The organism is Clostridium sp. 1001275B_160808_H3 (assembly GCF_015550425.1).
Lineage (GTDB): Bacteria > Bacillota > Clostridia > Clostridiales > Clostridiaceae > Clostridium.
In genome coordinates this window covers 1-26,453 of record NZ_JADNAT010000001.1, presented here as the reverse complement: position 1 = coordinate 26,453, position 26,453 = coordinate 1, and the positions used below count along the sequence as shown (strand labels likewise).

The following is a 26,453-nucleotide window of genomic DNA, read 5'->3' as shown; positions in this document are numbered from 1 at the left end:
CTACTAGAAGTAGTTTTGAAAGTTATAGTGTAAAATTAGTTAGATATGATTCTCTATTTTTAGTGAGAAAGTTAAAGAGAAGAGATTAGATTGAAATTCCACTTTTGGTGGAATTTCTTTTTTTATTACATAATAGATTTCTTCACGAAAAATGTAGCCAGTAGATAGGAGAATATCAACTAAAGATATCTTTAATTAATAATTTCACCTTTGGTATTAGCTAATTTTTTACTCCATTGGCTAAGTTCTTCAGGTGTCTGTTCCATCCAGTCTGTTTTTTCACCTACAATTCTTAAAGGTGCTTGAGAGCGATAAGAACATGTTAAGTTTCCTGGAAATTTCTTATCAGTTACATTTGGATCATTTTCAAAGGCTCCTGTTGGCTCTACAATATAAACATGTTCTCTACCTTCTCCTTTTGCTAATCCAGCTGCAAGTCCTGCACCATTAAGATTGGATGTGAAATAAATGTGATTCATCTTAACTTCAGAATTATAATTTGAATTTCGACCTGCTACAAGCAAATCACCAATCTTTAAATCTGCTCTAGTTCCATGATAAAAAGGTCCTTTATCATAAGGTTCAGTATTAGATGAATTTGACAATTCATAATTTGCTTTCGCCTTATCAGAATCACCTAATTCTTCATAGCATTTTGAAATGCTTAAATATATTGTGGGAAAAGCACTCTTAACACTATCATCATTTGATTTTATGGCATACTCTAAAGCTTTTTCCATCCATTTTAATTTATCTGAAATATCTTTTTTATGTTTAGCTACTTGGTAGGCTGCAATAAATCTTTCAAAGTCATTTACTGATTCATTCAAAGCTTGAAGAAATAATGCACTTGCTTCTTCAGAGTTACCTTGATCTTCCATATTCATTCCCAACATACATAGTCTTATAATTTTGTTTTTTGGATCAAATTTAGTGCTCATTTAATGTACCCTCCTCTTATTATTATAGGTACATTATCTTAACATATATATAATAATAAATGTATACTTATATTTTCATTTTATACATGGTATAATTAAATTATAGGGAGTGATTTTTACTAAATAGGATTACTCTCTTTTTTGTTATTTTTAACAAAGCAGCTCATTAGGTAATGGCTTCCACTTTTCTAGGTGTGTACGCTAATCTAACTCTTATTCAATTTGTATTATAATACAATTATTCAATTCGAATAAATTAATAACCTCATAATAGATTTAAGATTAAGTAACAAACTATTATAAGTTAAATTCTATTTTTCGCTTTCTTGTACACATCCCAATTGACTCGTAAAATTTAAGTGCATCTTCATTAAATTCCTATACATTCAAAAGTAAATAATTGTATATTTATATTAGTAAGCATAATATAGTCTTATAAGAAGCATTTATTCTATTAGGTATTAATTATTTTTAAGTGAGTGGGGGAATTATCATGTTAAATAATTTAGTCAATAGTAGGAGTCAGTATAAGTATCCTATGAAAAAATTAATTTTCTTTATTAGGGCTTTTTGTTTAATTCTATTAATAACAGGATGTAGTAAGTGTAAAGCAGAAAACTATATGAATGCAGTGGTTAATGATATTACAGAGGAAAGTCTTGATGTTAGTCCCATAGATAATGAAAGTGTTAATTCAGATAAAGATATTATTGATGCAGATAGTATTATCATAGATTTAAATAACATATCTATTGGGAATCTTCCACAATTAAATAAGGGTGATAGAATAAGAATTGTTTATAATGGTGAAAGTGTTAAAGAAGATCCAATGAAAATTGAGATAGTTTTTGCAATATATTTATTAGATGAAAATGGTGAGGTTATATCTAACTAATAAAGTATAAAAGTTGATAATTAAATTTATCAACTTTTAATTTGTAATAGTTTAAAACTATTAACTATTTAATTTCTGCAAAAATTTCATGTATATTTACATCGGGGTCAGCAAATAATGCTGTTCTTTGATTCCAAGTCATATCTTGTGGTTCATGAACAGAAGTTGTTCTTTTGCTGATTAACATATTAAATAATTCCTCAACATCCTTAGGACTTTCACATGGAAAAGCAAGTTCGAACCCTTGTCCAGATGACTCTTTCCTATATTCACTACTTTGATCATACATAACGTCTCTCATGCAAATAGCAAATCTTATTCCATCATTTTCAAATTCAACATAATTACCAAGGTCATTTTCAATTCTAAATCCTAGGACTTTATTATAGAATGCTTTCATTTTATCTATACCATTTGTCAAAATAGTAATAAGATTAATTTGTGCTTTCATCGTATATTTCCCACTTTACTAATTTAACATATAATTTAACTTATCATGCCATTACAAAGAGATTACAGTATTTAGCATAGTATTTTATTAATAAAGTTCTAATTGATATTTTTATTAATTCATAATAATTTTAAATTGAGTCTTAAGTATCAAGTTCTTTTTAAGATATAATTTCCAATATAAAATCCATAACGGTTATAAAATGGTATTGCTTCATCATTTGCATATACTACATTTATTTGTATATCAGTTATTGAATAGGATTTAAACCAATTTAAAGTATTAACCATAAGTTTATTCTTCCAATAAAATTTACTTACACTATTAATAATATTGTTAATTAATGTATATTTTTATCATACATTAATTAGAGGTTGAAATTACAAAAATATTTAATAAATTATGCAAAAATTATGAATATTAATATATAATGAATATAATGGTAAGTTTTGTTTTACCATTAATTATCTGAAAGGATGTGATGTTTTATGATGAGTTTAGTAAGAAAAAATAAAACCTATATTGTTGTTAATGGGAAGGTGACTACAGTATAGTAATGAATTAGATATCCTTCCCAATATGTTTTAGTTTCGGGAGGAAAAATGAATAATAAAAACTTACTAGAATTAGGAGTAAATGAAGGATACGTAAAGGAAGCAAGTATTTATAATGAAAACTTTTATTTAGGGAGAGTTTCAGTACAATATAAAGATATTTATAAGGTTTTTACTGAAGAAGGAGAAGTACTTGCAAGAGTATCTGGGAAATTATCATATTCTTCAAATAGTACTTTTGATTATCCTGTTGTTGGAGATTGGGTACTATTAGATAGGATAAATAATAAAAATGGAGATGCAATAATTCATAATATATTAAATAGAAAAAGCTATTTTTCAAGAAAGGTAGCAGGTACTAGGTATGATAAGCAAATAGTTGCATCTAATATAGATTTTGTTTTTATATGTATGTCATTAAATAATGATTTTAATATAAAAAGGCTAGAAAGATATATTGCAGTAGCTTGGGATAGTATGGCTACTCCAGTTATAATATTGACTAAATCAGATTTATGCGAAGATATAAATGATAAAGTAAAACAAATAGAAGAGATAGCTATAGGAATAGATATAGTGGTAACATCAAGTATTAATGAAGATGGATATGATGAAATAAGAAAATATATAAAAACTGGAGTAACAATAGCATTTATAGGATCATCAGGGGTAGGGAAGTCAACTCTTATTAATAAGATAATGAATAAAGAAGTTTTAAAGACCAATTCAATTAGTGAAAATGATAAAGGGAGACATACTACAACACATAGAGAACTCTTTGTTATAGAGTCTGGTGGAGTAATTATTGATACACCTGGAATGAGAGAACTTGGATTAATATCAGCAGATGTAGATAAATCCTTTAGTAATATTGAAGAGTTAGAAAAACAATGTAAATTTTCTGATTGTACTCATAAAAATGAACCTAAATGCGCAGTAAGAGAAGCTATAGAAAATGGAAATTTAGATCCAGAAAGGCTAGAAAGATATAGAAAGCTTAAAAAAGAAGAAGCTTATAATTTATTAAAATCTAAGCGACAAGAAAAACAAAAACTAAAAAATATGCATGGAAGTAAGTCTGAAGATAAAAGAAAGAAATATAATTAGAGGTAAGAGGCAAATGAATAATTATTTAAATTAACTATAGATTAAGTTAATTATAGAAGAGAGCAAATCATAAGGGACAGTAGTTAGTTTTTTGTAAAACAAAACTAACTACTGTCCCGTGATGAGAGAATAGATAATTCTGTGTAATTATCTATTCTCTCAACTATAATATGATATGCTCTTTTTTTTATTAAAGAAAAATAACTAAAACACCTTGAAGTACTCCAATAATAGCACCTAGTACAAGGCCTAGAATTTCAATATGCTTTAGCTCTTTTTTAGCAACACTAATTATTATATCTTCTAGTTTTTCCAAATCTAATTGATTAATTTTTTCTTCAACAATTTCTTGAATATTAACATTTTCTTTAGCTTTATCTAATAGGTCAACGCTAATTTCATCAACTGCATTAGGTACTTCCTTGTTTAAAATATCATCAATATACGGAGAAGCCATCATTCTAAACGGCATAGGAATTATATTTAGCTTTTCATTTATAATGTTTTTTATTTTATCTATTATGTAAGAGTTGAAATTTTCTCCATTTGAACTACTTAAAGCTTGATCTAATATGTCATCTATTGAAAGTAACTCATTAGAAATTACTTCACCAATATTAGCAGCAATTTCATTTTTCCTTTTAGGAATTAATCCTAATATTTCAATATTTAAAATAGGAATTTTAACAGGTTTAATTGGTCTAAACAAAAGCTTTATTGCCAAGATATTAGTTATCCATCCAATAAGCCCACCAACAATCGTTAATATTAAAATAGTAATAAAATTATTCATAAGTACCTCCTAGTTATGTAAAGTATAATAGCATAATTTATAAAAGTTTATAATTAGATTTAATATAAAGAGTATTTAAATTCATACATAATTTTATAAGGAATATAGAATTATTTCAATAGAAAATTGACTAATTAGTATAAAATTATATAAGAAACAAAAATATTTTAAAGAATAAAGAATTTAAAAAGAATAAAGAATTTAAAATAGATAAAAAGTTTAAAATAGATAAAAAGTTTAAAATAGATAAAAAGTTTAAAAAAGATAAAAAGTTTGAAGATATTTAAAATATAATTTATATAAAATAGAAAAAGAGTTGCGATGCAACTCTTTTAAATTAATTCAGCATAGCTGAATTATATCCATAATTTTTCACTTTTTCATTCTTTAATTATTAATTTTAAATGAACTCTTTAAAGATACTATTCTATTAAATACTAATTTATCATCAGTAGTGTACTTAGGATCTACATTAAAGAAACCATTTCTTACTAATTGGAATTTATCTTGTGGTTTTGCAATCTTAGCAGTAGTTTCTTCAATAAATCCTTGTAATACTTCTAATGAATTAGGATTTATTTGTTCTAAGAAGTGCTTACCTTCATTTTCAGGAGCATCATCTAATATTAATGGTTCATAAAGTCTAAATTCAGCAGGTTTAGCAGTTTTTGCATCTACCCAGTGAATAGTTCCTTTAACTTTTCTTCCAGTAAATCCAGAACCACTCTTAGTTTCTGGATCATAAGTGCAATGTAATTCAACTACATTTCCATTTTCATCTTTTATAACATCGTTACATTTTATAAAATAAGCACCGATTAATCTAACTTCGTTACCTGGGAATAATCTGAAATACTTTTTAACAGGTACTTCCATAAAGTCATCTTGTTCTATATATATTTCTCTTGAGAATGGAACTTCTCTTGTACCAGCATCTTCATTTTTAGCATTGTTTGGAACTGGTAGCATTTCAGTTTGACCTTCTGGATAGTTAGTAATAACAACTTTTAATGGTCTCATAACAGCCATAGCAGCATTTGCTTTAAGTTGTAAATCTTCTCTTATAAAATATTCAAGCATTTGAGAATCTACAACTGAATTAGCTTTAGAAACACCAATTGCACTACAGAAATTTCTGATAGCTTCAGGAGTATATCCCTTTCTTCTCAAACCAGATACAGTAGGCATTCTTGGGTCATCCCAACCATCAACTATATTTTCATCTACTAGTTGTTTAAGTTTTCTCTTACTCATAACAGTGTTAGTCATGTTAAGTCTAGCAAATTCTATTTGTCTTGGAGTGCTTTCCATTTCACATTCTCTTACAAACCAATCATAAAGAGGTCTGTGATCTTCGAATTCTAAAGTACAAATTGAATGAGTTATACCTTCTATTGCATCCTCAAGTGGATGAGCAAAATCATACATAGGATATATACACCAATTATCACCAGTATTATGATGAGTAGCATGTGCAATTCTATATATAATAGGATCTCTCATATTTATATTAGGAGAAGACATATCAATTTTAGCTCTTAATACTTTTTCTCCATCTTTAAATTCACCTTTTTTCATTCTTTCTAATAAATCTAGATTTTCTTCAACCGATCTATTTCTATAAGGACTTTCTTTTCCTGGTTCAGTTAAAGTTCCTCTATATTCTTTTATTTCTTCAGCTGTTAAATCACATACGTAAGCTAATCCTTTTCTTATTAAAAGTTTTGCTTTATCATACATTATATCAAAGTAGTTTGAAGCAAAGTAAATACTATCCCAATCTCCGCCAAGCCATTTAACATCTTCTTTAATAGATTCAACATACTCAGTATCTTCTTTAGTTGGATTTGTATCATCAAATCTTAAGTTGAACTTTCCGTTAAATTCTTTTGCAAGACCTGAATTTAAAACTATTGATTTAGCATGACCTATGTGTAAATATCCATTTGGTTCAGGTGGAAAACGAGTTATAATCTCATCGTGTTTTTTGTTTTCTAAATCTTCAATTATTATATTTCTTATAAAATTTGATGAATTAATTTCATTTGACATACGAATACCTCTCCTATATAAATTTATCTTTTTAATGCTTATATATTAGTTATATACTATTTTTTTACTTTTAAATCAATTTATCATATATATGTTTCAATTAATAATAAAACAATTGAGATTATAAGTGCATTAAAGAGATTATATTCTTAGTTAATTAAAATAGCAAAATTGAAACTATATATAGTATGTAATTTTTATATAAGTTACTAAAATATTAACTTATCTATATTCTATCAATTACTGATATTTTTTATTAATAAGTTAAATTATTACTATAACTTATATATTCGTGATTTTAATAAATTTATGTATATATCTAGATAATAATATGTTAGTTTTACTTCTAATTTTAAACTAAGGATGAAAAAAAATAAAGATATAAGTATGGTAAAAATGAGTTTTTTATGAGTATTTAACCAAAAAGTTAAAGAATTTATAAAGTATATAAATAAATTTATGATAAGAGTAGTATAAATTTATAAAAATATGTTTTTTTATTTATGCAAAAATCTTATTTTCTTATATGATTATAGTTAAATGTACAAATGTAATATATAATTATATTAGGGAAAATATGGTATAAAAGTTTATTAGAAAGAGGGTATGAAAATGAAAGAAAAATTAAAAAGTTTTTTTGCAGCAGTTGGGTATTTATTTTTAACATTTGGAATTCAGTTAATAGTATCAATAGTGGGAGGGGGAATAATTGGAGTTATATATGCAATGAATAATTTAAATGAATTAAATGGATTTAATCCTGAAGAGCTAACTAATAAGATATTAGGATTAACAAATTATATTCTATTAGCATCTTCAATAATAACGGTGCTAGTATTTTTATTAATATACAAGATAAGAAAGAAGAACTTTAAGGAAGAGTTACAAATAGTTAAGACTGCTAAAGTAAATCTTATAATTGGAATTACTTTAGGTATAAGTGCGTGGTTATTCAACTCTGGTGCATTAAGTTTAGTTCAAGAAGCAGGATTATTCAAAGATAATTTTTCTATGATGGAAAATCTTCTTGCACCATTAAACCAAGGTAATATATTTATTGCTTTATTAACAGTAGGAATAATAGCACCATTTACAGAAGAATTTATGTTTAGAGGTGTTATATTTAAGACTTTAAATAAGAATATATCTATTTTATGGACAATAATTATACAAGCATTATTCTTTGGTATTTTCCACGGAAATTTAATTCAAGGGACATACGCTACACTATTAGGTTTGGTATTTGGTTATATAACATACAAAACAAAATCATTATGGCCATCTATAATTATGCATATGATTAATAATAGTATAGCTACTTTATCACCATATATCTTAAAAAATGTTCCAGATTTAACAAGTATTCTTATAGGCTTTGTAGTAGTTGGAGCTATAGGGTTAATAACATCACTTTACTTTGTTAAAAAGAAAAATATTAGCTATGAAGATGTAACAATTAATTTTAATGATTATAGAGATTTAAATTAGTATCTAGTAGGAGTTATTTTTTAAATAGCTCCTTTTATAATTTTCTTTCTTAAGTTTTTAAGTGACTATGTATGTGGTATTGACTTGGAGAGAAGTCATATAGTAAGCAAATATATATATCCACTTTTCTTTATAAACTATAAATCCAATTTATTATCCTTGAATAATAATAATAAATGTTATAAAATGATATTAAAAGATAATGAGTGATAACAAACGATAATAAATGAGATTAGTCTTGTAGGGTAAAGGAGGGGATTTGTTTGTTTATGGAAGAAAGGCTAGAAGATATATTAGAAATGCTTAAGAGAGATGGTAAAGTAAGAGTAAGAGACTTAAGTGAAAAATTTAATGTTTCTGAAGGTATGATTCGTAAAGATTTAAGTAAGCTAGAACAATGTGGTAATATCAAAAGAACATATGGCGGGGCAATTTTAGAAAGAAAAATAATTCATAATGACAATACAACTTCAAGAATAATAAGCAATATTAATGAAAAAGAAAAAATTGCAAGTTTAGTTATGGATGAAATTGAAGAAAATGATGTAATATTTATGGATATTTCAAGTACTAATTATACTGTTGCAACAATGATGGCAGGATTTAAAAAGAATATAACATTAATAACAAATATGAATAGAATTGCAATGGCTTTTGATTCAATACCTAATATAGACATAATCCAAATAGGAGGTATGTATAATAAAAAAATAGGTGGAACTGTTGGAGCATTTACTTCAAATGAAATTAAAAAATTTAAAATTGATAAAGCTTTTATTGGAGCTGGTGGAATTAATATAGAAGATAATTTTGTCAGCAATTTTAACCTAGATGAAGTTAGTACAAAAGAATCAATTATTAAAATGAGTAAAAAGAAATATTTAATTACTATTAATGACAAGTTTTATAATGATGGATCATATAAGTTTTGTGAATTAGGAGATATTGATTATATAATTACAGATAAGAAACCAGAAGAAAATATAGTTGACGGATTATCAAAATATAATGTTAAAGTGATATATTAAATATAATAATTAGGAGTGATCAAGCATATGATAAAATTTATAGCATCAGATATGGATGGAACATTGCTAAATGGGAATAATGAAATAAACAAGGAGTTTTTTGATATTTTTCATAAGCTTGTTGAAAAGGACATAATATTTGCAGCTGCAAGTGGAAGACAATATTATAACTTATTAAAAAGATTTGAAAAAATAAAAGATAATATGATGTTTATAGCCGAGAATGGAACATTTGTAGTATATAAAGGTGAAGAAATTTTAGTTAATTCTTTAGATAAAAATGTTGCAATAGAGCTTATTAAAATAGGTAGAACTATAGAAAATGCTCATGTTATAGTATGTGGTAAAAAATCGGCTTATATAGAAAGTAATGAAGAGAGATTAGTAAAAGAAACAAAGAAATATTATGAGAGATATGAAATAATTGATGATTTAACTAAAGTTGAAGATGATATATTAAAAGTAACAATATGTGATTTTTCTGGTTCTGAATTTAATAGTAATAATTACTATAATGAATATAAAGACAAGCTTCAAGTAACAGTATCAGGAGAAATTTGGCTTGATATAACTGCTAAAGGTGTTAATAAAGGAGTTGCAATAAATAAAATTCAAGATATGCTAGAGATAGATCATAAAGAAACAATGGTATTTGGAGATTATCTTAATGATTTAGAAATGATGGGTAGCGCTTATTATAGCTTTGCAATGGAAAATGCACATGATGATTTAAAGAAGGTATCAAGATTTATTGCAAAAAGTAATAATGATAATGGAGTAGTAGAAGCAATAAAAGAAGTTGTAGGTGTATAAAATTTATACAGGGTTTGTATCAAAATAAATTTTTATATTAGCTAGTAAAAATGTAAGTTCTAATTAGAGCTTACATTTTTGCATGTATGTAAATAATAGACAAAATCTCTATTTAAGTTTAAAAACGCCTTTAAGTAAGTAAAATCAATGGTTTAAAAGGATCTCACGTTTCGTGAGACCCTTTATAAAAATAAGAAATTAACTTTTAAAGGTAATAAAGCTTACTTAAAATTGAATAAATTTTATATTAAATAGATTTCTGAGACTACGATACTTTTTACTTTACTTCTTCTAATAATACAATACCATTACTATTAGCTTTGACAGCAACTTTACCATCCTTAACTGTATATTTCTTTCCAGTATAAAAATCTCTTATAGATGTGGAGTTTTCCCATATAGATGATACATCTATAGTAGCTTCATTAGAAACGCCAGTTGCAACAACAACTTTATCATTAAAATCATTTTTATTATAAATTCTACTAAAAGCATAAGGACAAGTTTGGATTTCTTTATGTTCTCCTGCACCTATTGAAATATGGTTTGACCTAAACTTACCAAGTTTTTGCCAGTGAGATAACACATCCTTATCTATATTATCCCAATTCATATCTGATCTTGAAGGTTGATCTTTAGCGGTAGTTATAGTATTAGTTGAAGGTTTACGATTTGATTCATCACCATAATAAATTTCTATACCACCAGGAGACAAAATAAGCTTTGTCCCTAAATTAATCATATTTCCTCTAGTTAATCCAGTATCATGTGAGGATATATAACTTAAGACATTAAATGAAGAGTCAGAATTTATTTTATTAGCATATTCAGAATAAATTTCCTCTAATGAATCTATACTATCACCTTTTGGAAATTTAAAGTTTATTATTGAATCAAAGCCATTATTATAGTATTCATTTTTATCAAGACCTTGTCCGAAAACTTCACCTGTCATCCAAAAATCATCTGTCCATTTAGCACCAGGTTTATTAGGATTTTTTTCTCTCCAAATTGTTAGAGCTTTATTTGATTCTTCTTTTAATTCTTGCCATCTGTACATATCTATATGTTTAGCAGTATCACATCTAAAGCCATCTATTCCAAATTCCTCTACCCAAGCTGATAGCCATTTTATTATATACTCTGAAGGTGCTATATTTAAGTTTTCTCTATATTTTTCAGCAGCTGGAATTATCCATTTATCATTTTTTTCTGTGGCATCTTTTCCCCACTTTACTTTAAGTATTGGAGGAATATCTACAGGATTTGTAGATTCTGTTTTTATATCGGGTAACCCCGAAAGATTCATTGTTATATCATTTGAACCACCAGGAGTGTATCCAGGGATACCAGCTCTTATCCAATCAGGTCCCCACCATTTGGACCACTCCTCTTTATGAGCAGTATAATCAACTATGGTTTTATTATAAGTATCAAAGTTTTCATTTTCATCAGGAATCCAATTAGAAATATCAACTGTATCATTTTTTATTGGATAAAAATCATAGTCAGACATATCTTTTAAAGTAGAAAATCCAGTATGATTCATTACAACATCTAAAACAATTCTTATTCCCTTTGAATGAGCTAAGTCAACAAATTCTCTCATTTCTTGAGCAGTCCCCATATTCTTATCTATTGAAGTCCAATCCAAAGCATAGTAGCCGTGATAACCATAATGAGCAAAGGAACCGTTTGAGTCTCCAGATATAAATCCATGTATTTGTTCTACTGGAGATGTAAGCCAAATTGCATTGATTCCTAAATCATCAAAATATCCTTCCTTCAATTTTTTAGTTAAACCCTTAATATCTCCACCATGAAAAGTTCCAACGGTTGATCCTTTAGAATCTACACTAACTCTTCCATATGAATTATTATTAGATTTATCACCATCATAAAACCTATCAGTCATTACAAAATAAAGACTAACATTATCCCATGAGAATGGTTTGTTTTCAAGTTTATTATTATTTTTTGTCAATAGATTAAAGGAAACTATTATAGCAGTTAAAGCTAAAATTATTGATATAGATAAATAAAATATTTTTTTCTTCTTCATTTTACCCCTCCTAGAAGTTTCATAAGTTGAATTTAACACAGTTCATTTATGACAACAATTACAAATGTTGAGTATTAGATATATTTGTACGGGAGTACAAAAATATAAATTCAATTTTGTAGTATTTTCGAATTAAACTTAATGATATGTATTAACTTTCCGATTTTCATATAATATCTCCAATTTAATACATATCTAGTTAGCGTAGCCTTTATATTTGCAAAATATAAATATGGATTATTAATTGAAACAAATATATAATATAGAAATAAGAAACAGAAAGGATAATTTGTACATTGAGGATAAATAAGCTACTAAGTAACTATGGATATTGCTCAAGAAAAGAAGTAAGTAGATGGATTGAAGATAAAAGAATAATTGTTAATGGAAAACTATGTGAACAAGGTCAATGGGTTGAGGAAAATGATGAGATATTATTAGACGGTGAAAAGGTAAAGCCAAAGGAAAAGGTATATATAGCATTAAATAAGCCACCAGGAATAGTTTGTACCTCTGCAAGAGAAATAGATAATAATATAATTGACTTTTTAAATTATAAGGATTATGTTTTTCCAGTTGGAAGATTAGATAAGGACTCTCAGGGGCTAATCTTAATGACAAACGATGGAGAGTTAGCAAATAAAATATTATCTTCAGAAAGTTATCATGAAAAAGAATATATTGTAACTTTAGATAAAGATTTTGATGATAGCTTCATTGAAGGCATGTCTAAAGGTGTTGAGATATTAGGGACTGTTACTAGACCATGTAAATTAAGAAGAATAGATAGAAATGTGTTTAGTATTATTTTAACTCAAGGATTGAATAGACAAATAAGAAGAATGAGCAAAGTTTTTGGATATAATGTTACCAAGTTAGAGCGAATAAGAATAATGAATATTGCGCTAGATGATATAGGGATAGGGCAATGGAAACTTATAGATAAGAAAATTATAAATAAGATTATAGAAGAAGTTTAATGTAATATTTAATTAATTTTAAAAAATATTTCCAAAATGGGACTATGGTCCTATTTTTTTTATGACTATTTTTGAAGAAAATAGGACTTTTAAATTAAATAAAAAAGTATAAGAATATAAGTAGATAATATTATTCAATACAAAGCATTTGCTATAACTATATTTTAAATTAAAGGAGGCTTAATATGGATTGTATTGGAATAGATGAAATTCTATCAACTACAGTGTTGTATGAAGGTTTTTTTAATTATAATGAATTTTTTAAAATATCGAAAGAGAGTATAAATAAGATTTTATATATAGCTAATAAGTATAAAAGTCATTGTAGTGATTTGGACTTAAATAAAAATGAAGTATATTTAAAAAGTATTGGAGATTCATTTTCAAGAGAATTTATATATAAGTTTAATGAGTATATTTCAATTGATAAAATAAAATATTCTTCACAAGGAAGAGAGCTTATGTATTATGAGGTTTATGAAATAATAGATTTTGAAAATGAAATTGATAAATTAATACTATTTGGTTCATATACAGGAAATAATGAGGATTTTATAGAAATATTTTTAAATGGCGTTAGTTTAAAGAATATAAAAATAAAGCTTGCAAATAAAACTAATATTTGGCCAAACTCTTCAGAAATTATTTTTGAAAAACATATATAAGATTTATACTATTAGAGGCTATTAAAGATGAATTCACAGATTAAATATATTTAACTGTGGATTTTTTTGTTTTATAAAGAAATATGCCTTTATTGACTTTTAGATAAATTTTAATATATTATAACAAAAAAAGAAGTAGATTAAGGGGGAAGGGCAGTGGGTCACAGAGAAGTAGTTGAGGAAGTAATAAGAAATATTGAAGAAATAGATTATAAGGTTAAAGATGAAGCAAGGGGAAGAGTAGATTCTTTAGCAAAGCCTTTAGGAAGTTTAGGTAAACTTGAGGAGATTGCTATTCAATTGGCTGGTATAACAGGAAAAATAAAAAATAGAATAGATAAAAAATGCATAATAATTTTTTCGTCAGATAATGGAGTTGTGGAAGAGGGAGTTGCATCTGCCCCTAAATATGTTACTTTAGCACAAACTATCAATTTTTCAAAAGGACTAACAGGTGTTGCTGTTCTTGCAAAAGAAAATAAAACTGATTTATTAGTAGTCGATATTGGTGTTGATTGTGAGGGAGATATACCAGGGGCAATAAGTAGAAAAATTAGAAGAGGGACCAATAACATAGCTAAAGAAGAGGCAATGACTTATGAAGAGTGTATTGAAGGTATTTACATAGGGATTGATATGGTTAAAGAAGCTAAGCAAAATGGATATGACATAGTTGGTGTTGGAGAAATGGGAATAGGTAATACAACTACTAGTAGTGCTGTTTTGGCAGCTTTAATAAACTGTGAAATTGAAGATGTTGTAGGAAAAGGTGCAGGTTTAACAGATGATGCTTTTGAAAAGAAGAAGAAAGTAGTAAAGCAGGCTATAGAGGTAAATAAGCCAAATTTTAATGATCCAATTGATGTTGTAGCTAAAGTTGGTGGATTTGATTTAGCTGGAATGGTAGGAGTTTTTTTAGGAGCTTCATATTATAAAATACCAGTTGTAATAGATGGCTTTATATCAGCTGTTGCAGCCTTAGTAGCTACTAAGCTAAATAAAGATGTTAAAGATTATCTTATATCATCTCATTGCTCAAAGGAAATTGGATACAATATTGCAATGGGTAATATAGGATTAGAACCTATGCTTAATTTAGATATGCGACTTGGAGAAGGCAGTGGGTGCCCAATAGCTTTTTCCATAGTTCAATATTCATGTGCTATGATGAATAATATGGCAACCTTTAGTGAAGCTGAAATAGATCCAAGTTATTTAGAAAAAGTTAAAAATAAAAAGAATTATATTGTAGATAGGAGAAATTAAATGAATTTAGGATTTATTCATATGTATTGTGGAAGTGGAAAAACAACTGCCGCAATGGGAGTAGGAGTAAAGGACGCCGATAGAGGAAATAAGGCATTGCTTACTAAATTTATAGATAAAAAAGTTCTAGTAAGGATTGGAATAGAAAAATGATTATATTAATAGTTGGCGGATCAAAAAGTGGAAAGTCAATGCTTGGGCAGCATCTATCGAAAAAATTAGAAGATAAAGATTGTGATTTATACTACATTGCTACAATGCAGCCTTACGATAAAGAAGATATAAAAAGAATTAATAATCATTTAATGGAAAGGGATGGCTGGGGTTTTAAAACAATTGAGCAAAGTAGGAATATAGAAGAAGTAGCAGCAAAAGTAAAAAAAGGAGATACACTTCTATTAGATAGTGTTACATCAATAGTTACTAATGAAATGTTTATTGAAGAGCAAGTTATAATGGATGTGAGTGGGAAAATATTTGATGGAATAAGAAATTTATCTAGTAAAGATATAAACTTAGTCATAGTAACAGATTATTTGTTTAGTGATTCTATAGTATATGATGATTTTACAGAAGCTTTTAGAAGAGAGATGGGAAAAATAAATATAAGTTTAGCTAAAATTTCAGATGTTGTTATAGAGTGTTGTTATAATAATAAGATAATTCATAAAGGAAGAAAATATATAGGTGATTTAATATGATTAAATTAATAAATGCTTTTATAATGGCTTTAAGTATGTTTACAATATTACCTATGCCTTATAAGAAGTGGGATGATAATGGAGTAAAGCATATGATGAAGCTTTATCCATTAGTAGGACTTGTTGTAGGATTAATACATTATACTGTCTATAAAATTGTTAGCATTTTTAATATATCTACCATTTTAACAGCAGCAATTACTATGATAACTCCATTTATTATAACGGGGATGTTACATTTAGATGGTTATATGGACGTATGTGATGCTTTATTATCAAGAAGAGATCAAAAGGAAAAAGTAAGGATATTAAAAGATCCTAATACAGGAGCCTTTGCAGTAATATCATTAGCAATTTTATTTATAATTGATTTTTCAGCTATTTACACATTAGTAGATAAAAAAGAAAACATAATTGGATTAATTATTATACCTATTATTTCAAGAAGTTTAATGGGACTTATGTTATTAAAAAAGGAATCAATGAAAGAAAGTTCACTTGGATCATACTTTAAAAAAGGAACAGGAAAAATTGATATACTTGTTTTATATTTATTTTTACTTATAACAAGTTTAAGCTTCATATATTTTATTGGCGCTAAGGGGCTGATAGTTTCATTAGCTATGATAATTTCAGCAATAATTTCAGTTAATAAGAGTTCGAAAGAATTGGGTGGTATGTCAGGAGACAGTGCTGGGTATGGCCTTGTGATCTCAGAGTTAATAGGAATACTATGTTTAGCAATAATAATATAAAAATGCGAACATTTTTATAATGGATAATGCACAATGGACAATAATTATCCATTATCAATTGTATATTATCAATTTGAATTGCTTCGCAATTTATTACGGAGGGTGTGTTTAATTTTGATTCTTGTATTTGGTGGAGCTTATAGTGGAAAGTTAAGCTTTGTTAAAGAGAAGTTTAATATTTCTGATGAAGAGGTATTAAATTTAAATAATATAGATAATTTAGAAATAGATTTTTCAAAAAAGGTAATAAATAAATTTCATAAGTTTACTTATAAGATGTCTTTAGAAAATAAAGATCCATTAAAATATATTTTAGAAAATGAAAGTTTATTTAAAGATAAGATAATTATTAGTGATGATATATGTGAAGGGATAGTTCCATTAAAGAAAGAAGATAGAATATGGCGAGAAAGCACAGGAAGATGTCTTCAGTACTTAAGTAATAATTCTAAAGAAGTATATAGAGTTTTCTGTGGAATTCCAATGGTGATTAAAAATGAGTAGTATGGAAGTTTATTTATTTAGGCATGGTAAGACTATTTGTAATGAAAAAAGATTATATTGTGGTAAAACTGATATAAGTTTAAGTGATAGAGGAATAGAAGAGTTAAATTATTTGAAATCTAGAATTAACTATCCTAAGTGTGATAAATATTTTACTAGTGGTGCAGCTAGGGCTAATGAAACTTTTAATATTATTTATAAGGATGAAGCTTATGAAGAATTATCAGGATTTTTTGAATATGATTTTGGAGACTTTGAAATGAAATCATATGAAGATTTGAAAGAGGATAAGCTCTATATAAATTGGATAATGGATGAAATTGGAGAGGTAAGATGTCCAAATGGTGAAAGTAAAAATCAATATAAAAACCGTATTAAAGAAGAGTTTATTAGTTTTATAAAATATATAAAGAAAAACAACTATAAATCAGTTTTGTTAATTTCACATGGCGGAACAATAGGAAGTATATTAGAATGCTTTTATGATGATAGTAAAAATTTTTATAGCTGGCAACCTAAATGTGGAGAAGGATATAAGCTTAAAATAGAATTTCAGGAGCAAAACTTTACAATAAAAGAAGTTTCAAAAATAAAGAGTTAAAAATAGATAAAGGTAAAATTATCAAAGAGGTAATAAGATGATACAACTAACTATAGGATATATTTTGGATTTAATAATAGGAGATCCTCAAAACCCCATTCATCCAATAAGATTAATAGGTAATACTTGTAGATTTTTAGAAAATATATTTAGAAAACTATGCAAAAATACTTTAAAGATAGCTGGATTACTAACATGGATATTTAGTATTTTAATAGTGTACTTTGTTAATGTCTATATAATTAAAATTAGTTTTAATATTAATTATATTTTAGGGATTATTATAAGCGGTGTAATAGTATATTTTTGTATCTCAACAAAAGCTTTAAAAGTAGAAGGATTGAAGGTAGTATCATATATATTAAAAAACGATATAGAAGGAGCAAGAAATCAACTTTCATATATTGTTGGTAGAGATACTAAAGAGTTAGATAAAGAAGCAATTTTACGAGCAGTAGTTGAGACAATTGCAGAAAATATGTCTGATGGTATAGTAGCGCCTATATTTTATGCAGGAGTTTTAGGTGCTCCATTTGCAATGGTATATAAAGCAGTTAATACAATGGATTCAATGTTTGGATATAAAAATGAAAAATATAAAGATTTTGGATTTTTTCCAGCAAAGTTAGATGATTTATTTAATTATATACCAGCTAGGTTAAGTGGTATTCTCATAGTAATTGCATCTTGGATATTAAAATTAAATTATAAAAATAGTTTTAAAATTTACATAAGAGATAAGAGTAATCATAGTAGTCCCAATAGCGCACATCCAGAAGCTGCAGTTGCAGGGGCCATAGGGCTTAAGTTAGGCGGAGCAAATTATTATTTTGGAAAGTTAGTAAAAAAGCCAACTATAGGAGATGAAATTAAAAAAATAGAGGTTTTAGATGTTTATAAAACTAATAATATTTTATATTTAGTATCATTTCTTAGTTATTTAGTAGCAATGCTTTTATCTTTGATTGGAGGGCTTTTATAATGAGCAAAGTAGTTCATGGTGGAAATATAGATGAATTATCAAGAAAATATAATTTAAATAAGGAAAAACTTATAGATTTTTCAGCAAATATAAACCCTATTGGAATAAATAAAAATGTTAAGATGGAGATTATGAAAGCTATAGATAAGATTGAAAGGTATCCAGATATAACATATTATGATTTAAAATCATCAATAAGCAAGTTTGAAGGTATAGAAATTGAAGATTTAGTATTAGGAAATGGGGCAGCTGAAGTTATATTTAATTTAGTTAGAGCTTTAAATCCTAGAAAGGTTCTTATTCCAGTACCAACATTTGGAGAATACGAAGAAGCAGTTTTAAGTGTTAAAGGTAGAATAGAATATTATTATTTAAGAGAAAATAATAAATGGAATATAGACGAAGATATATTAAATTACATTACTGAAGATATAGACATGGTTTTTATATGCAATCCAAATAATCCAACAGGAAATTTAACAAATAAAGATATAATATTAGAGATTGCAAAGAAAGCTTTGAAAACTAATACAATAGTAGTTATAGATGAATCCTTTTTAGATTTCGTTAAAGATAGTAAAAACTATACAATAGTAGAGTCATTAAATGAATACAAAAATATATTTATCTTGAAGTCTATGACCAAATTTTTTGCTATACCTGGAATTAGAATAGGATATGGGATATCAAAAAATCAAGATATTATGAAAAAGATAAATGATATATCTGTTCCATGGAATGTTAATGTTATTGCTGAAAGGGCAGCTATAGTTGCTTTAGAAGAAAAAGAATATATGGAAGATACAATAAAATACATAGAAGAGGAAAAAAACTTTTTATTTAATGAGCTAAGTAAAATAGAACAAATAAATATATTTAGACCTACGGTAAATTTTATAATGTTTAAGACTACAGAGCTTATAGATTTAAAGGAAAAAATGTTAAGTAAAAATATAATTATTAGAAGTTGTAGTAACTATAAAGGGTTAGATAAAAATTATTTTAGGATTGCAGTTAGAACTAGAGAGGAAAATGAAAAGTTCATAAGTACTTTAAAAGAGATAATAAAATAGCATATTTTAATTGACATATTATATCATTAATAATATAATTCTATTTGAAATTTAGACTATATTAGCTATATAAGGTGCTTTTAAAGCTTAATAGGGAATCAGGTGCAATGCCTGAGCTACCCCAGTAACCGTGAAATGGACGAAATCTATTAACACCACTGCAAAATGCGCGGGAAGGTTAGAAAGTAGGATGAAGTAAAGCCGGGAGACCTGCCTTTTATAGACGGACTGTTATCTTCTGAGGGTGAGATAATAGGAATACTATCATAGTCTTAAGTTGTTTTTAATAGATAATACAAGCTATTTCTATTTTCAATAACTTAAGATTATTAAATATGTATTTTAGACATACTCTTAGTATGTCTTTTTATTTTATAGAAAAATAAAAATTAATTTCTATAAAATGAGCCCTAATAAAAATTAGGAGGAGATTATTATGAAAAAGAGAAGTAAAATTCTTTCATTAGTTTTTGCAATGTTATTTTCTTTAGCATTATTTGCGGGATGTTCAGAAACTACAAAAACTATGACAGACAGAGAGGGAAATGAATTCACTCTACCAAAGAAAATAGAAAAAATTATATCCACTGCACCATCTAATACAGAAGTATTGGTGGAGTTAGGACTGGCAGATAAATTGGTCGCAGTAGATAATTATTCAGTAGATGTAGAAGGAATAAATCAAGATCTACCTAAGATAGATTTTAGAAATCCAGATGCAGAAACTATAATAGCATTAGAGCCAGATATAATAATTGCATCAGGACATAATAAAGCAGGAGATAATGATTCATTCCAATTAGTTAAAGATGCTGGAATTCCAGTTGTTTATATTCCAAGTAGTTTTAGCATGGATGGAATATATGGAGATATAGAGTTTATAGCTGAAATAACTAAAACTCAAAATAAAGGTAAAGAAATTGTTGATAACATGAAAAAGGAAGTTGAGGCTATAAAAGCTATTGGAGATAAAATAACAGATAAGAAGAAAGTATATTTTGAAGTAGGATCAGGTGCTCAATTAAGTAGTTTTGGTCAAGATACTTTCTTAAATGAAATGATTGAAATAATTGGAGCAGAAAACATATTTGCTAATGAAAAATCATGGATATCACCAGCACCAGAATCAATAATTTCAGCTAATCCAGATGTTATATTAACAAATATGCCAGATATAAATGGAGTAAAAGCTGTTGATGATATAAAGAGCCGTGATGGATGGGATAGTATAACAGCTATAAGGGAAGGTCAAGTTTATGGGATAGATACAAACGAATCATCAAGACCGTCTCAAAATGTTATAAAAGCTTTGAAAGAAATGGCTAAGGCTATTTATCCAAATGAATATAAGTAAAGATAAAAAAAGTAAAACATTGATGATACTATCAATACCGATAGTTATATTAATAATTTGTATTGGAACTTCCATTGGAAGTTCCAATATTAGTATTATGGATATTATTTCGATAATACTTCATAAAATATTTAATACAAATTTACTAGAAGGTATTGAATCAAAGGATGTTGCAATAATTTGGAGTATTAGATTGCCAAGAGTACTATTAGCATTTACTGTTGGAGGAGCACTTGCAGCAAGTGGGGCTGTAGTACAATCGGTTTTAAAAAATCCATTAGCATCACCTTATACTTTAGGGGTATCATCAGGAGCATCTTTAGGAGTAGGATTGTTAATAGTTTCAGGAATATCTATCCCTTTCCTTGGAAACTTTTCACTACCTCTAGTGGGGTTTATAAGTAGTTTATTAACAATGATAATAGTATTACTATTTGCAAGTAAAGTAGATAAGGAATTATCAAATAGTACAATTATATTATCGGGAATGGTTTTTTCTTTATTCTTTAATGCTGCACTAACAACTATAACGGCTTTATTTACTGATAAGATAGAATCTATAACAATGTGGCAAATGGGATCATTTTCTATGAGAGGATGGAGCTATCTTAAAGCAGGAATTCCATTTTTTCTAATTGGAATAATTGGAGTAATGGTATTTTCTAAAGAAATGGATGTATTAACATTTGGAGAAGAACAAGCAAAAGCTATTGGTGTTGAAGCTGAAAAAGTTAAGAAGTATCTTTTTTTATTTGTGGCAGTATTAACAGGAGCAGCAGTATCAATAAGTGGAACTATAGGATTTGTGGACTTAATTGCTCCGCATATAGTGAGAAAGATATTTGGATCAAAGCATTCATATGTTATTCCTATGTCAATTGTATTTGGGGGATGTCTTATGGTGGTTACTGATTTAATCTCAAGAACTATAATTGTGCCATCAGAACTTCCAGTAGGTGCAGTAACAGCTATAATAGGAGCTCCATTTTTTGCTTATTTATACTTTAAAAAATCAAAGTAGGTGATTTAATATGCTAGAAGTTAAAAATGTTTATTGTGGCTATAATGGAATAGACATTGTAAAACAAGTTAGTTTTAACATAAATAGGGGAGAAAACTTATGTATAGTTGGTCCTAATGGATGTGGCAAGAGTACTTTGTTAAAAGCTATATCTAATTTGATTTCTTTTAATGGAGAAATTAAGCTAGATGGAAAAAATATAAATACTTTAAAAAGAAAAGAACTTGCAACTAAGATTGCATTAATGACACAAAGTTCGAACATACAATTTCCTTATACTATTTATGAAACAGTGGCATTAGGAAGATATGCTCATTTAAATAGTATTTTTTCAAGATTAACTAAAAAAGATGAAGTAATTATAAATGAAAGCTTAAAGATGGTTGGAATATTAGATATAAAAGATAAACTTATAAGTGAGTTATCTGGAGGACAGCTTCAAAGAGTATTTTTAGCAAGAGCTTTTGCGCAAGACCCAGAAGTTATACTTTTAGATGAGCCAACAAATCATTTAGATTTAAGATATCAAATTGAAATATTAGATTATCTTAAAAACTGGGCTAAAGAAAAAAATAAGATTGTTATAGCTGTATTGCATGATTTAAATTTAGTTCAAAATTATGGAGATAGAGTATTGATGCTTAATGATGGAGTCATAAAAGGGAATGGAAACACAAAAGAAGTATTAAATAGTAATGATTTAGAAGAAGTTTATGGAATAGATATAAAAACTTTTATGGTAAGAACATTAGAAAAGTGGAAGTAGAAAGGAGTAATTTAAATGAAGAAAGAGTTTGTTATGTCATATAGTTGCGGAAAAGACAGCACATTATCTTTATACAGAATGATAAAGAATGGACATAAGCCAGTTGCCTTACTTATCACTATTGATAAAAAGGTTTTAAGATCCTGGTTTCATGGAGTAACAAATGATTTATTAAATGAGGTATCTCAATCTTTAGGTATTCCTCTTTTATTAGTGAAATGTGAGGGAGAAGAATATTCAGAAGCTTTTAAAAAAGCATTACATAAAGCTAAAAATGAATTAGGGGCAGAAGCTTGTGTTTTTGGAGATATAGATTTAGAAGAACATAGAACATGGTGTACAGATAGATGTAATGAAGCAGGAATAGAAGCTATATTTCCACTTTGGCTTGAAGATAGAGAAAAGTTAACCTATGAATTTATAGATACTGGATTTAAAACAGTTATAAAAAATGTTAGGTTAGATGCATTATCAACTGACTTTTTAGGAAAAGAACTAACGCATAAAGTAGTTGAAAATATAATTAAAACAGGGTCAGATGCATGTGGAGAAAATGGTGAGTATCATACTTTTGTGTTTGATGGACCAATATTTAAATATCCAATTAAATTTAAAGAAAATGGTATAATTACTAATGAAACTCATGGATTTTTAGATATAGTAGGTGTTATTAATGAGTAAAAGTATTATGTTGCTTGGAACAGCATCATCAGTAGGTAAAAGTACAATTGCAACAGCATTTTGTAGATATTTTAAAAATAAAGGTTTAAAGGTAGCTCCATTTAAGGCATTAAATATTTCTTTAAATTCATATGTAACAGAAGAAGGTCTTGAAATGGGAAGGGCACAGGTTGTTCAAGCTGAGGCTTGTGAAATAAAACCAAAAGCTTGGATGAATCCAATTCTTTTAAAGCCAAGTGGAAATATTAAAACACAAGTTATAGTAAACGGGAAAGTAAAATGTGATATGGATTCATATAAATATAAAGATTTAAATGTAGAATTAAAAGATATAATTAAAGAGACTTTTAATAATTCATCTAAAAGTTATGATTTAATAATTCTTGAAGGTTCAGGAAGTTGCGCAGAAATAAATTTAAAAGATACTGATATAGCAAATATGTCTATGGCGAAGATAAGTGACTCACCTGTCATATTAATTGCTGATATTGATAGGGGAGGGGTATTTGCATCAGTAGTAGGAACTATAATGCTTTTAGGTGAAGATGAAAGAAAGAGAATTAAAGGTGTAATAATAAATAAATTTAGAGGAAATGTAGAATATTTTAAGTCTGCAATGAAGCAGCTAGAAGATATTATAAAAATACCTGTACTTGGAGCTATGCCTTATTTTGATTTAGATATAGAAGATGAAGATAGTGTAACAGAAAGAATAAAAAATAAAGATAATAATAATGGAAAGTTAGATATTGCGGTAGTAAGACTACATTATATGTCAAACTTTACAGATTTTAATTCATTAGGAAGATTAAATCAAGTATCGCTAAGATATGTAGAAAGTGCAAAGGATATTGGGAACCCTGATCTTTTAATAATACCAGGTAGTAAAAACACAATAGAAGATTTAAGAGCCATAAAGAAAAATGGAATATTTAATAAGATCATGGAACTTGAAAAAAGTGGAACTTTGATTTTAGGGATTTGTGGTGGATACCAAATGCTTGGTAACATTATTGAAGATGATTTAGGAGTAGAAGGATATATAACATCAGAAACTGGATTTGGATTTTTAGATATATGTACTAGATTTAATAAAACTAAAATAACAAAACAATCTGAAGGAAAGGTAGTTTTAGATAAAATTAGTCTTATTAAAGATATAAAAGTATTTGGATACGAAATTCATAATGGCATTAGTAATGTAAATAAAAATGCGATTCCATTCATTAAGCTAAATAATGGAGAAATAGCAGGTGTTACAAATAAAGATTCTACAGTTTTTGGAACCTATCTTCATGGTATATTTGATAACGGAGAATTTCTAAATTATTTTATAAAGTATTTATTAGAATTAAATAACATGGAAGATATCATTGAAGATACAACAAGTTATGATGAATATAAACTAAAGCAGTTTGATGAGCTTTCTAAAATTTTAGAGAATAATATAGATATGAAAATGGTAGAAAAAATAATAAATATATAATGTATATTTAAAGATATTACTCTCGTATAATTAAAAATCATATAATTAAAAATCGATCATTAAATTAAGGAGATGTTTGTTACATCATCTTTTTTTAAAGAATATCTAAAGGAAACCTTATAAAATTCTTAAACTTCCTTACTTAAATGCACAATATAATTTAAATATTGTAAAATAGTTAGTAAGGAATAAATTTATATAATTTATAGTAATAATAGTATATTTATTATAAAAAACAATTGATAATATTTAAGAAAAATAGTTTTTTAATTATATAAAGATCCAAATAGTATATATAATTTCAATTTAACGTTTTTAATAAATAAATTAAGTAACTATTTAATATTATATTATTTTGTGTTATGTAGATAATTAATTGAAGAATATATATAATAACATATTTTATATAAACTATGTTTTATAGGGGTGTGATTAAAAGTGAGGGATGCATTAAAAAGGTTTATATTAAAATACAAGTTAAATGAATTAAGGTGGCTAGATTTAGCATGGCTTGCTTTATTTCCAATAATAAATATAAACTATGTCATTGCAGGGTCAATAGCAGAAAAAGGAAAAGACCTTAGTTTGTTTTTAGATAAAGAAATTCCGTTTGTAGCTATGTTTATTTTTCCATATATATATTGGTATGTTTATATTTTTATAGGATTAATATTTATTTTATTAAAAGACCGTAGAAAATATATAAGGGCTCTTTTAGCAGTGTATGTGGGAATGTTTGTATGCTATTTTATTTATTATTTATTTCCTGTAGAAATAGTACGACCAACAGTTGTTAACAATAATTTACCTAATAAGCTTGTTAATATTATTTATCAAAATGATAGACCATTTAACTGTTTTCCATCTATACATGTATTAAACACTTATATAGTTATGAGATACACAAATAGAAAAGAAAGCAAATCATGGTTTTACTATACTATAATAGTTGGTGTTATGATAATTTTATCTACTCTATTTATAAAACAACACTTTATATTAGATGGAATAGCGGCTATGATATTAGGAGAAATAGCAATATTAATTTCTAAGAAAATAGAAGACAAGCATATAGATAATATTTTATTATTACCGTATAAATTAATCGATAGAATAAAAGGTAAAAATGATATTCCTATAAACTAATTTTTTTGAAGTTTACTTTTAAAATAAATAAGAATGAGGATTTTTTATTATAAACTCTCATTCTTATTTTTTTTATTATTAGCTATAAATAATTTTAAAATAAATTATAAAAAACTATTTACAACTAATAATTATTATTATATAATAAAAACATCAAATTAAGTTATACATAAATCAAGTATATAAATAATGTGGAATTTAGGAGGAGTTTAAATTATGAAGAAATTTGTTTGTACAGTATGTGGATACGTTCATGAAGGAGATGCAGCACCAGAAGTATGTCCAGTA

The 26,453-nt window shown here is 26.7% G+C and carries 28 protein-coding genes and 1 riboswitch; of the genes, 22 read left to right on the top strand and 6 right to left on the bottom strand.

Features of this window, described 5'->3' with window-relative positions; translation table 11 throughout:
- Positions 1 to 191 precede the first annotated feature (191 nt).
- A complete protein-coding gene (arr, locus tag I2A75_RS00140) occupies positions 192 to 941 on the bottom strand; it encodes an NAD(+)--rifampin ADP-ribosyltransferase (protein ID WP_195262457.1) in 750 nt (249 codons plus the stop codon).
- A gap of 493 nt (positions 942 to 1,434) precedes the next feature.
- Between arr and I2A75_RS00135 the strand changes: the two genes are divergently transcribed.
- Positions 1,435 to 1,836 carry a hypothetical protein gene (locus tag I2A75_RS00135; protein ID WP_195262456.1) on the top strand — a complete coding sequence of 134 codons (402 nt, stop codon included), beginning with the start codon at positions 1,435 to 1,437 and terminating at the stop codon, positions 1,834 to 1,836.
- Between the two features lie 64 nt (positions 1,837 to 1,900).
- On the opposite strand, the gene I2A75_RS00130 is transcribed toward I2A75_RS00135, so the two are convergent.
- Together I2A75_RS00130 and I2A75_RS00125 are read right to left on the bottom strand one after the other, a co-directional pair.
- The gene (locus I2A75_RS00130; RefSeq protein ID WP_195262455.1) at positions 1,901 to 2,287 is read right to left on the bottom strand and encodes a VOC family protein; all 387 of its coding nucleotides are present in this window, start codon (positions 2,285 to 2,287) and stop codon (positions 1,901 to 1,903) included.
- 149 nt (positions 2,288 to 2,436) lie between these two features.
- Entirely contained in the window at positions 2,437 to 2,577 is a 141-nt protein-coding gene (locus tag I2A75_RS00125) for a hypothetical protein (RefSeq protein ID WP_243241896.1), read from the bottom strand.
- Between the two features lie 312 nt (positions 2,578 to 2,889).
- Between I2A75_RS00125 and rsgA the strand changes: the two genes are divergently transcribed.
- The gene (gene rsgA, locus I2A75_RS00120; RefSeq protein ID WP_195262454.1) at positions 2,890 to 3,948 is read left to right on the top strand and encodes a ribosome small subunit-dependent GTPase A; all 1,059 of its coding nucleotides are present in this window, start codon (positions 2,890 to 2,892) and stop codon (positions 3,946 to 3,948) included.
- Between the two features lie 190 nt (positions 3,949 to 4,138).
- On the opposite strand, the gene I2A75_RS00115 is transcribed toward rsgA, so the two are convergent.
- Both I2A75_RS00115 and I2A75_RS00110 read right to left on the bottom strand, forming a co-directional pair.
- The gene (locus I2A75_RS00115) at positions 4,139 to 4,741 is read right to left on the bottom strand and encodes a DUF445 family protein (protein ID WP_195262453.1); all 603 of its coding nucleotides are present in this window, start codon (positions 4,739 to 4,741) and stop codon (positions 4,139 to 4,141) included.
- A gap of 387 nt (positions 4,742 to 5,128) precedes the next feature.
- A complete protein-coding gene (locus tag I2A75_RS00110) occupies positions 5,129 to 6,793 on the bottom strand; it encodes a glutamine--tRNA ligase/YqeY domain fusion protein (RefSeq protein WP_195262452.1) in 1,665 nt (554 codons plus the stop codon).
- A 612-nt stretch (positions 6,794 to 7,405) separates the two neighbouring features.
- Here I2A75_RS00110 and I2A75_RS00105 point away from each other — a divergent pair.
- The 3 genes from I2A75_RS00105 (at position 7,406) to I2A75_RS00095 (ending at position 10,122) form a co-directional block, all read left to right on the top strand.
- A complete protein-coding gene (locus I2A75_RS00105) occupies positions 7,406 to 8,281 on the top strand; it encodes a type II CAAX endopeptidase family protein (protein WP_195262451.1) in 876 nt (291 codons plus the stop codon).
- A gap of 269 nt (positions 8,282 to 8,550) precedes the next feature.
- Entirely contained in the window at positions 8,551 to 9,309 is a 759-nt protein-coding gene (locus I2A75_RS00100; protein WP_243241924.1) for a DeoR/GlpR family DNA-binding transcription regulator, read from the top strand.
- A gap of 27 nt (positions 9,310 to 9,336) precedes the next feature.
- Entirely contained in the window at positions 9,337 to 10,122 is a 786-nt protein-coding gene (locus I2A75_RS00095; RefSeq protein ID WP_195262449.1) for an HAD family hydrolase, read from the top strand.
- Positions 10,123 to 10,399: 277 nt separating this feature from the next.
- Here I2A75_RS00095 and I2A75_RS00090 read toward each other — a convergent pair whose 3' ends face one another.
- The gene (locus I2A75_RS00090; RefSeq protein WP_195262448.1) at positions 10,400 to 12,184 is read right to left on the bottom strand and encodes an alpha-amylase family glycosyl hydrolase; all 1,785 of its coding nucleotides are present in this window, start codon (positions 12,182 to 12,184) and stop codon (positions 10,400 to 10,402) included.
- Between the two features lie 296 nt (positions 12,185 to 12,480).
- On the opposite strand from I2A75_RS00090, the gene I2A75_RS00085 reads away from it, so the two are divergent.
- The 17 genes from I2A75_RS00085 to I2A75_RS00005 form a co-directional block, all read left to right on the top strand.
- Positions 12,481 to 13,164 (top strand): pseudouridine synthase, encoded by a 684-nt coding sequence (locus I2A75_RS00085; protein WP_195262447.1) that lies wholly within the window; start codon positions 12,481 to 12,483, stop codon positions 13,162 to 13,164.
- 185 nt (positions 13,165 to 13,349) lie between these two features.
- Positions 13,350 to 13,829 (top strand): hypothetical protein, encoded by a 480-nt coding sequence (locus I2A75_RS00080; RefSeq protein ID WP_195262446.1) that lies wholly within the window; start codon positions 13,350 to 13,352, stop codon positions 13,827 to 13,829.
- Positions 13,830 to 13,985: 156 nt separating this feature from the next.
- The gene (cobT, locus tag I2A75_RS00075; RefSeq protein ID WP_195262445.1) at positions 13,986 to 15,095 is read left to right on the top strand and encodes a nicotinate-nucleotide--dimethylbenzimidazole phosphoribosyltransferase; all 1,110 of its coding nucleotides are present in this window, start codon (positions 13,986 to 13,988) and stop codon (positions 15,093 to 15,095) included.
- Complete coding sequence (locus tag I2A75_RS00070; protein WP_195262444.1) at positions 15,096 to 15,248, top strand: cob(I)yrinic acid a,c-diamide adenosyltransferase; 153 nt, start codon at positions 15,096 to 15,098, stop codon at positions 15,246 to 15,248. It begins immediately after the preceding gene.
- Positions 15,245 to 15,796: a bifunctional adenosylcobinamide kinase/adenosylcobinamide-phosphate guanylyltransferase gene (locus I2A75_RS00065; RefSeq protein WP_195262443.1), complete on the top strand. Its 552-nt coding sequence runs from the start codon at positions 15,245 to 15,247 to the stop codon at positions 15,794 to 15,796. Before I2A75_RS00070 ends, I2A75_RS00065 begins: the two co-directional genes overlap by 4 nt.
- Positions 15,793 to 16,551: an adenosylcobinamide-GDP ribazoletransferase gene (locus I2A75_RS00060; RefSeq protein WP_195262442.1), complete on the top strand. Its 759-nt coding sequence runs from the start codon at positions 15,793 to 15,795 to the stop codon at positions 16,549 to 16,551. Before I2A75_RS00065 ends, I2A75_RS00060 begins: the two co-directional genes overlap by 4 nt.
- 114 nt (positions 16,552 to 16,665) lie before the next feature.
- The gene (locus I2A75_RS00055; protein ID WP_195262441.1) at positions 16,666 to 17,055 is read left to right on the top strand and encodes a bifunctional adenosylcobinamide kinase/adenosylcobinamide-phosphate guanylyltransferase; all 390 of its coding nucleotides are present in this window, start codon (positions 16,666 to 16,668) and stop codon (positions 17,053 to 17,055) included.
- A complete protein-coding gene (locus I2A75_RS00050; protein ID WP_195262440.1) occupies positions 17,048 to 17,656 on the top strand; it encodes a histidine phosphatase family protein in 609 nt (202 codons plus the stop codon). The genes I2A75_RS00055 and I2A75_RS00050 overlap by 8 nt, the downstream gene beginning before the upstream one ends.
- 37 nt (positions 17,657 to 17,693) lie before the next feature.
- Complete coding sequence (locus I2A75_RS00045; protein WP_195262439.1) at positions 17,694 to 18,638, top strand: cobalamin biosynthesis protein; 945 nt, start codon at positions 17,694 to 17,696, stop codon at positions 18,636 to 18,638.
- Positions 18,638 to 19,711, top strand: coding sequence for a threonine-phosphate decarboxylase CobD (gene cobD, locus I2A75_RS00040; protein ID WP_195262438.1), 1,074 nt, complete (start codon positions 18,638 to 18,640; stop codon positions 19,709 to 19,711). The genes I2A75_RS00045 and cobD overlap by 1 nt, the downstream gene beginning before the upstream one ends.
- A gap of 55 nt (positions 19,712 to 19,766) precedes the next feature.
- Positions 19,767 to 19,944, top strand: a riboswitch (cobalamin riboswitch).
- A gap of 203 nt (positions 19,945 to 20,147) precedes the next feature.
- Positions 20,148 to 21,065: an ABC transporter substrate-binding protein gene (locus I2A75_RS00035; protein WP_195262437.1), complete on the top strand. Its 918-nt coding sequence runs from the start codon at positions 20,148 to 20,150 to the stop codon at positions 21,063 to 21,065.
- Positions 21,052 to 22,086 (top strand): iron ABC transporter permease, encoded by a 1,035-nt coding sequence (locus tag I2A75_RS00030; RefSeq protein WP_195262436.1) that lies wholly within the window; start codon positions 21,052 to 21,054, stop codon positions 22,084 to 22,086. The genes I2A75_RS00035 and I2A75_RS00030 overlap by 14 nt, the downstream gene beginning before the upstream one ends.
- A gap of 10 nt (positions 22,087 to 22,096) precedes the next feature.
- Positions 22,097 to 22,852, top strand: coding sequence for an ABC transporter ATP-binding protein (locus I2A75_RS00025; protein WP_195262435.1), 756 nt, complete (start codon positions 22,097 to 22,099; stop codon positions 22,850 to 22,852).
- A 15-nt stretch (positions 22,853 to 22,867) separates the two neighbouring features.
- Complete coding sequence (locus tag I2A75_RS00020; protein ID WP_195262434.1) at positions 22,868 to 23,533, top strand: diphthine--ammonia ligase; 666 nt, start codon at positions 22,868 to 22,870, stop codon at positions 23,531 to 23,533.
- Entirely contained in the window at positions 23,526 to 25,019 is a 1,494-nt protein-coding gene (locus tag I2A75_RS00015; protein WP_195262433.1) for a cobyric acid synthase, read from the top strand. Before I2A75_RS00020 ends, I2A75_RS00015 begins: the two co-directional genes overlap by 8 nt.
- Before the next feature lie 438 nt (positions 25,020 to 25,457).
- Positions 25,458 to 26,165 (top strand): phosphatase PAP2 family protein, encoded by a 708-nt coding sequence (locus tag I2A75_RS00010; protein WP_195262432.1) that lies wholly within the window; start codon positions 25,458 to 25,460, stop codon positions 26,163 to 26,165.
- A 216-nt stretch (positions 26,166 to 26,381) separates the two neighbouring features.
- Positions 26,382 to 26,453 (top strand): rubredoxin-like domain-containing protein (locus I2A75_RS00005; RefSeq protein WP_347707743.1); only part of this gene is annotated, 72 nt, incomplete at its 3' end.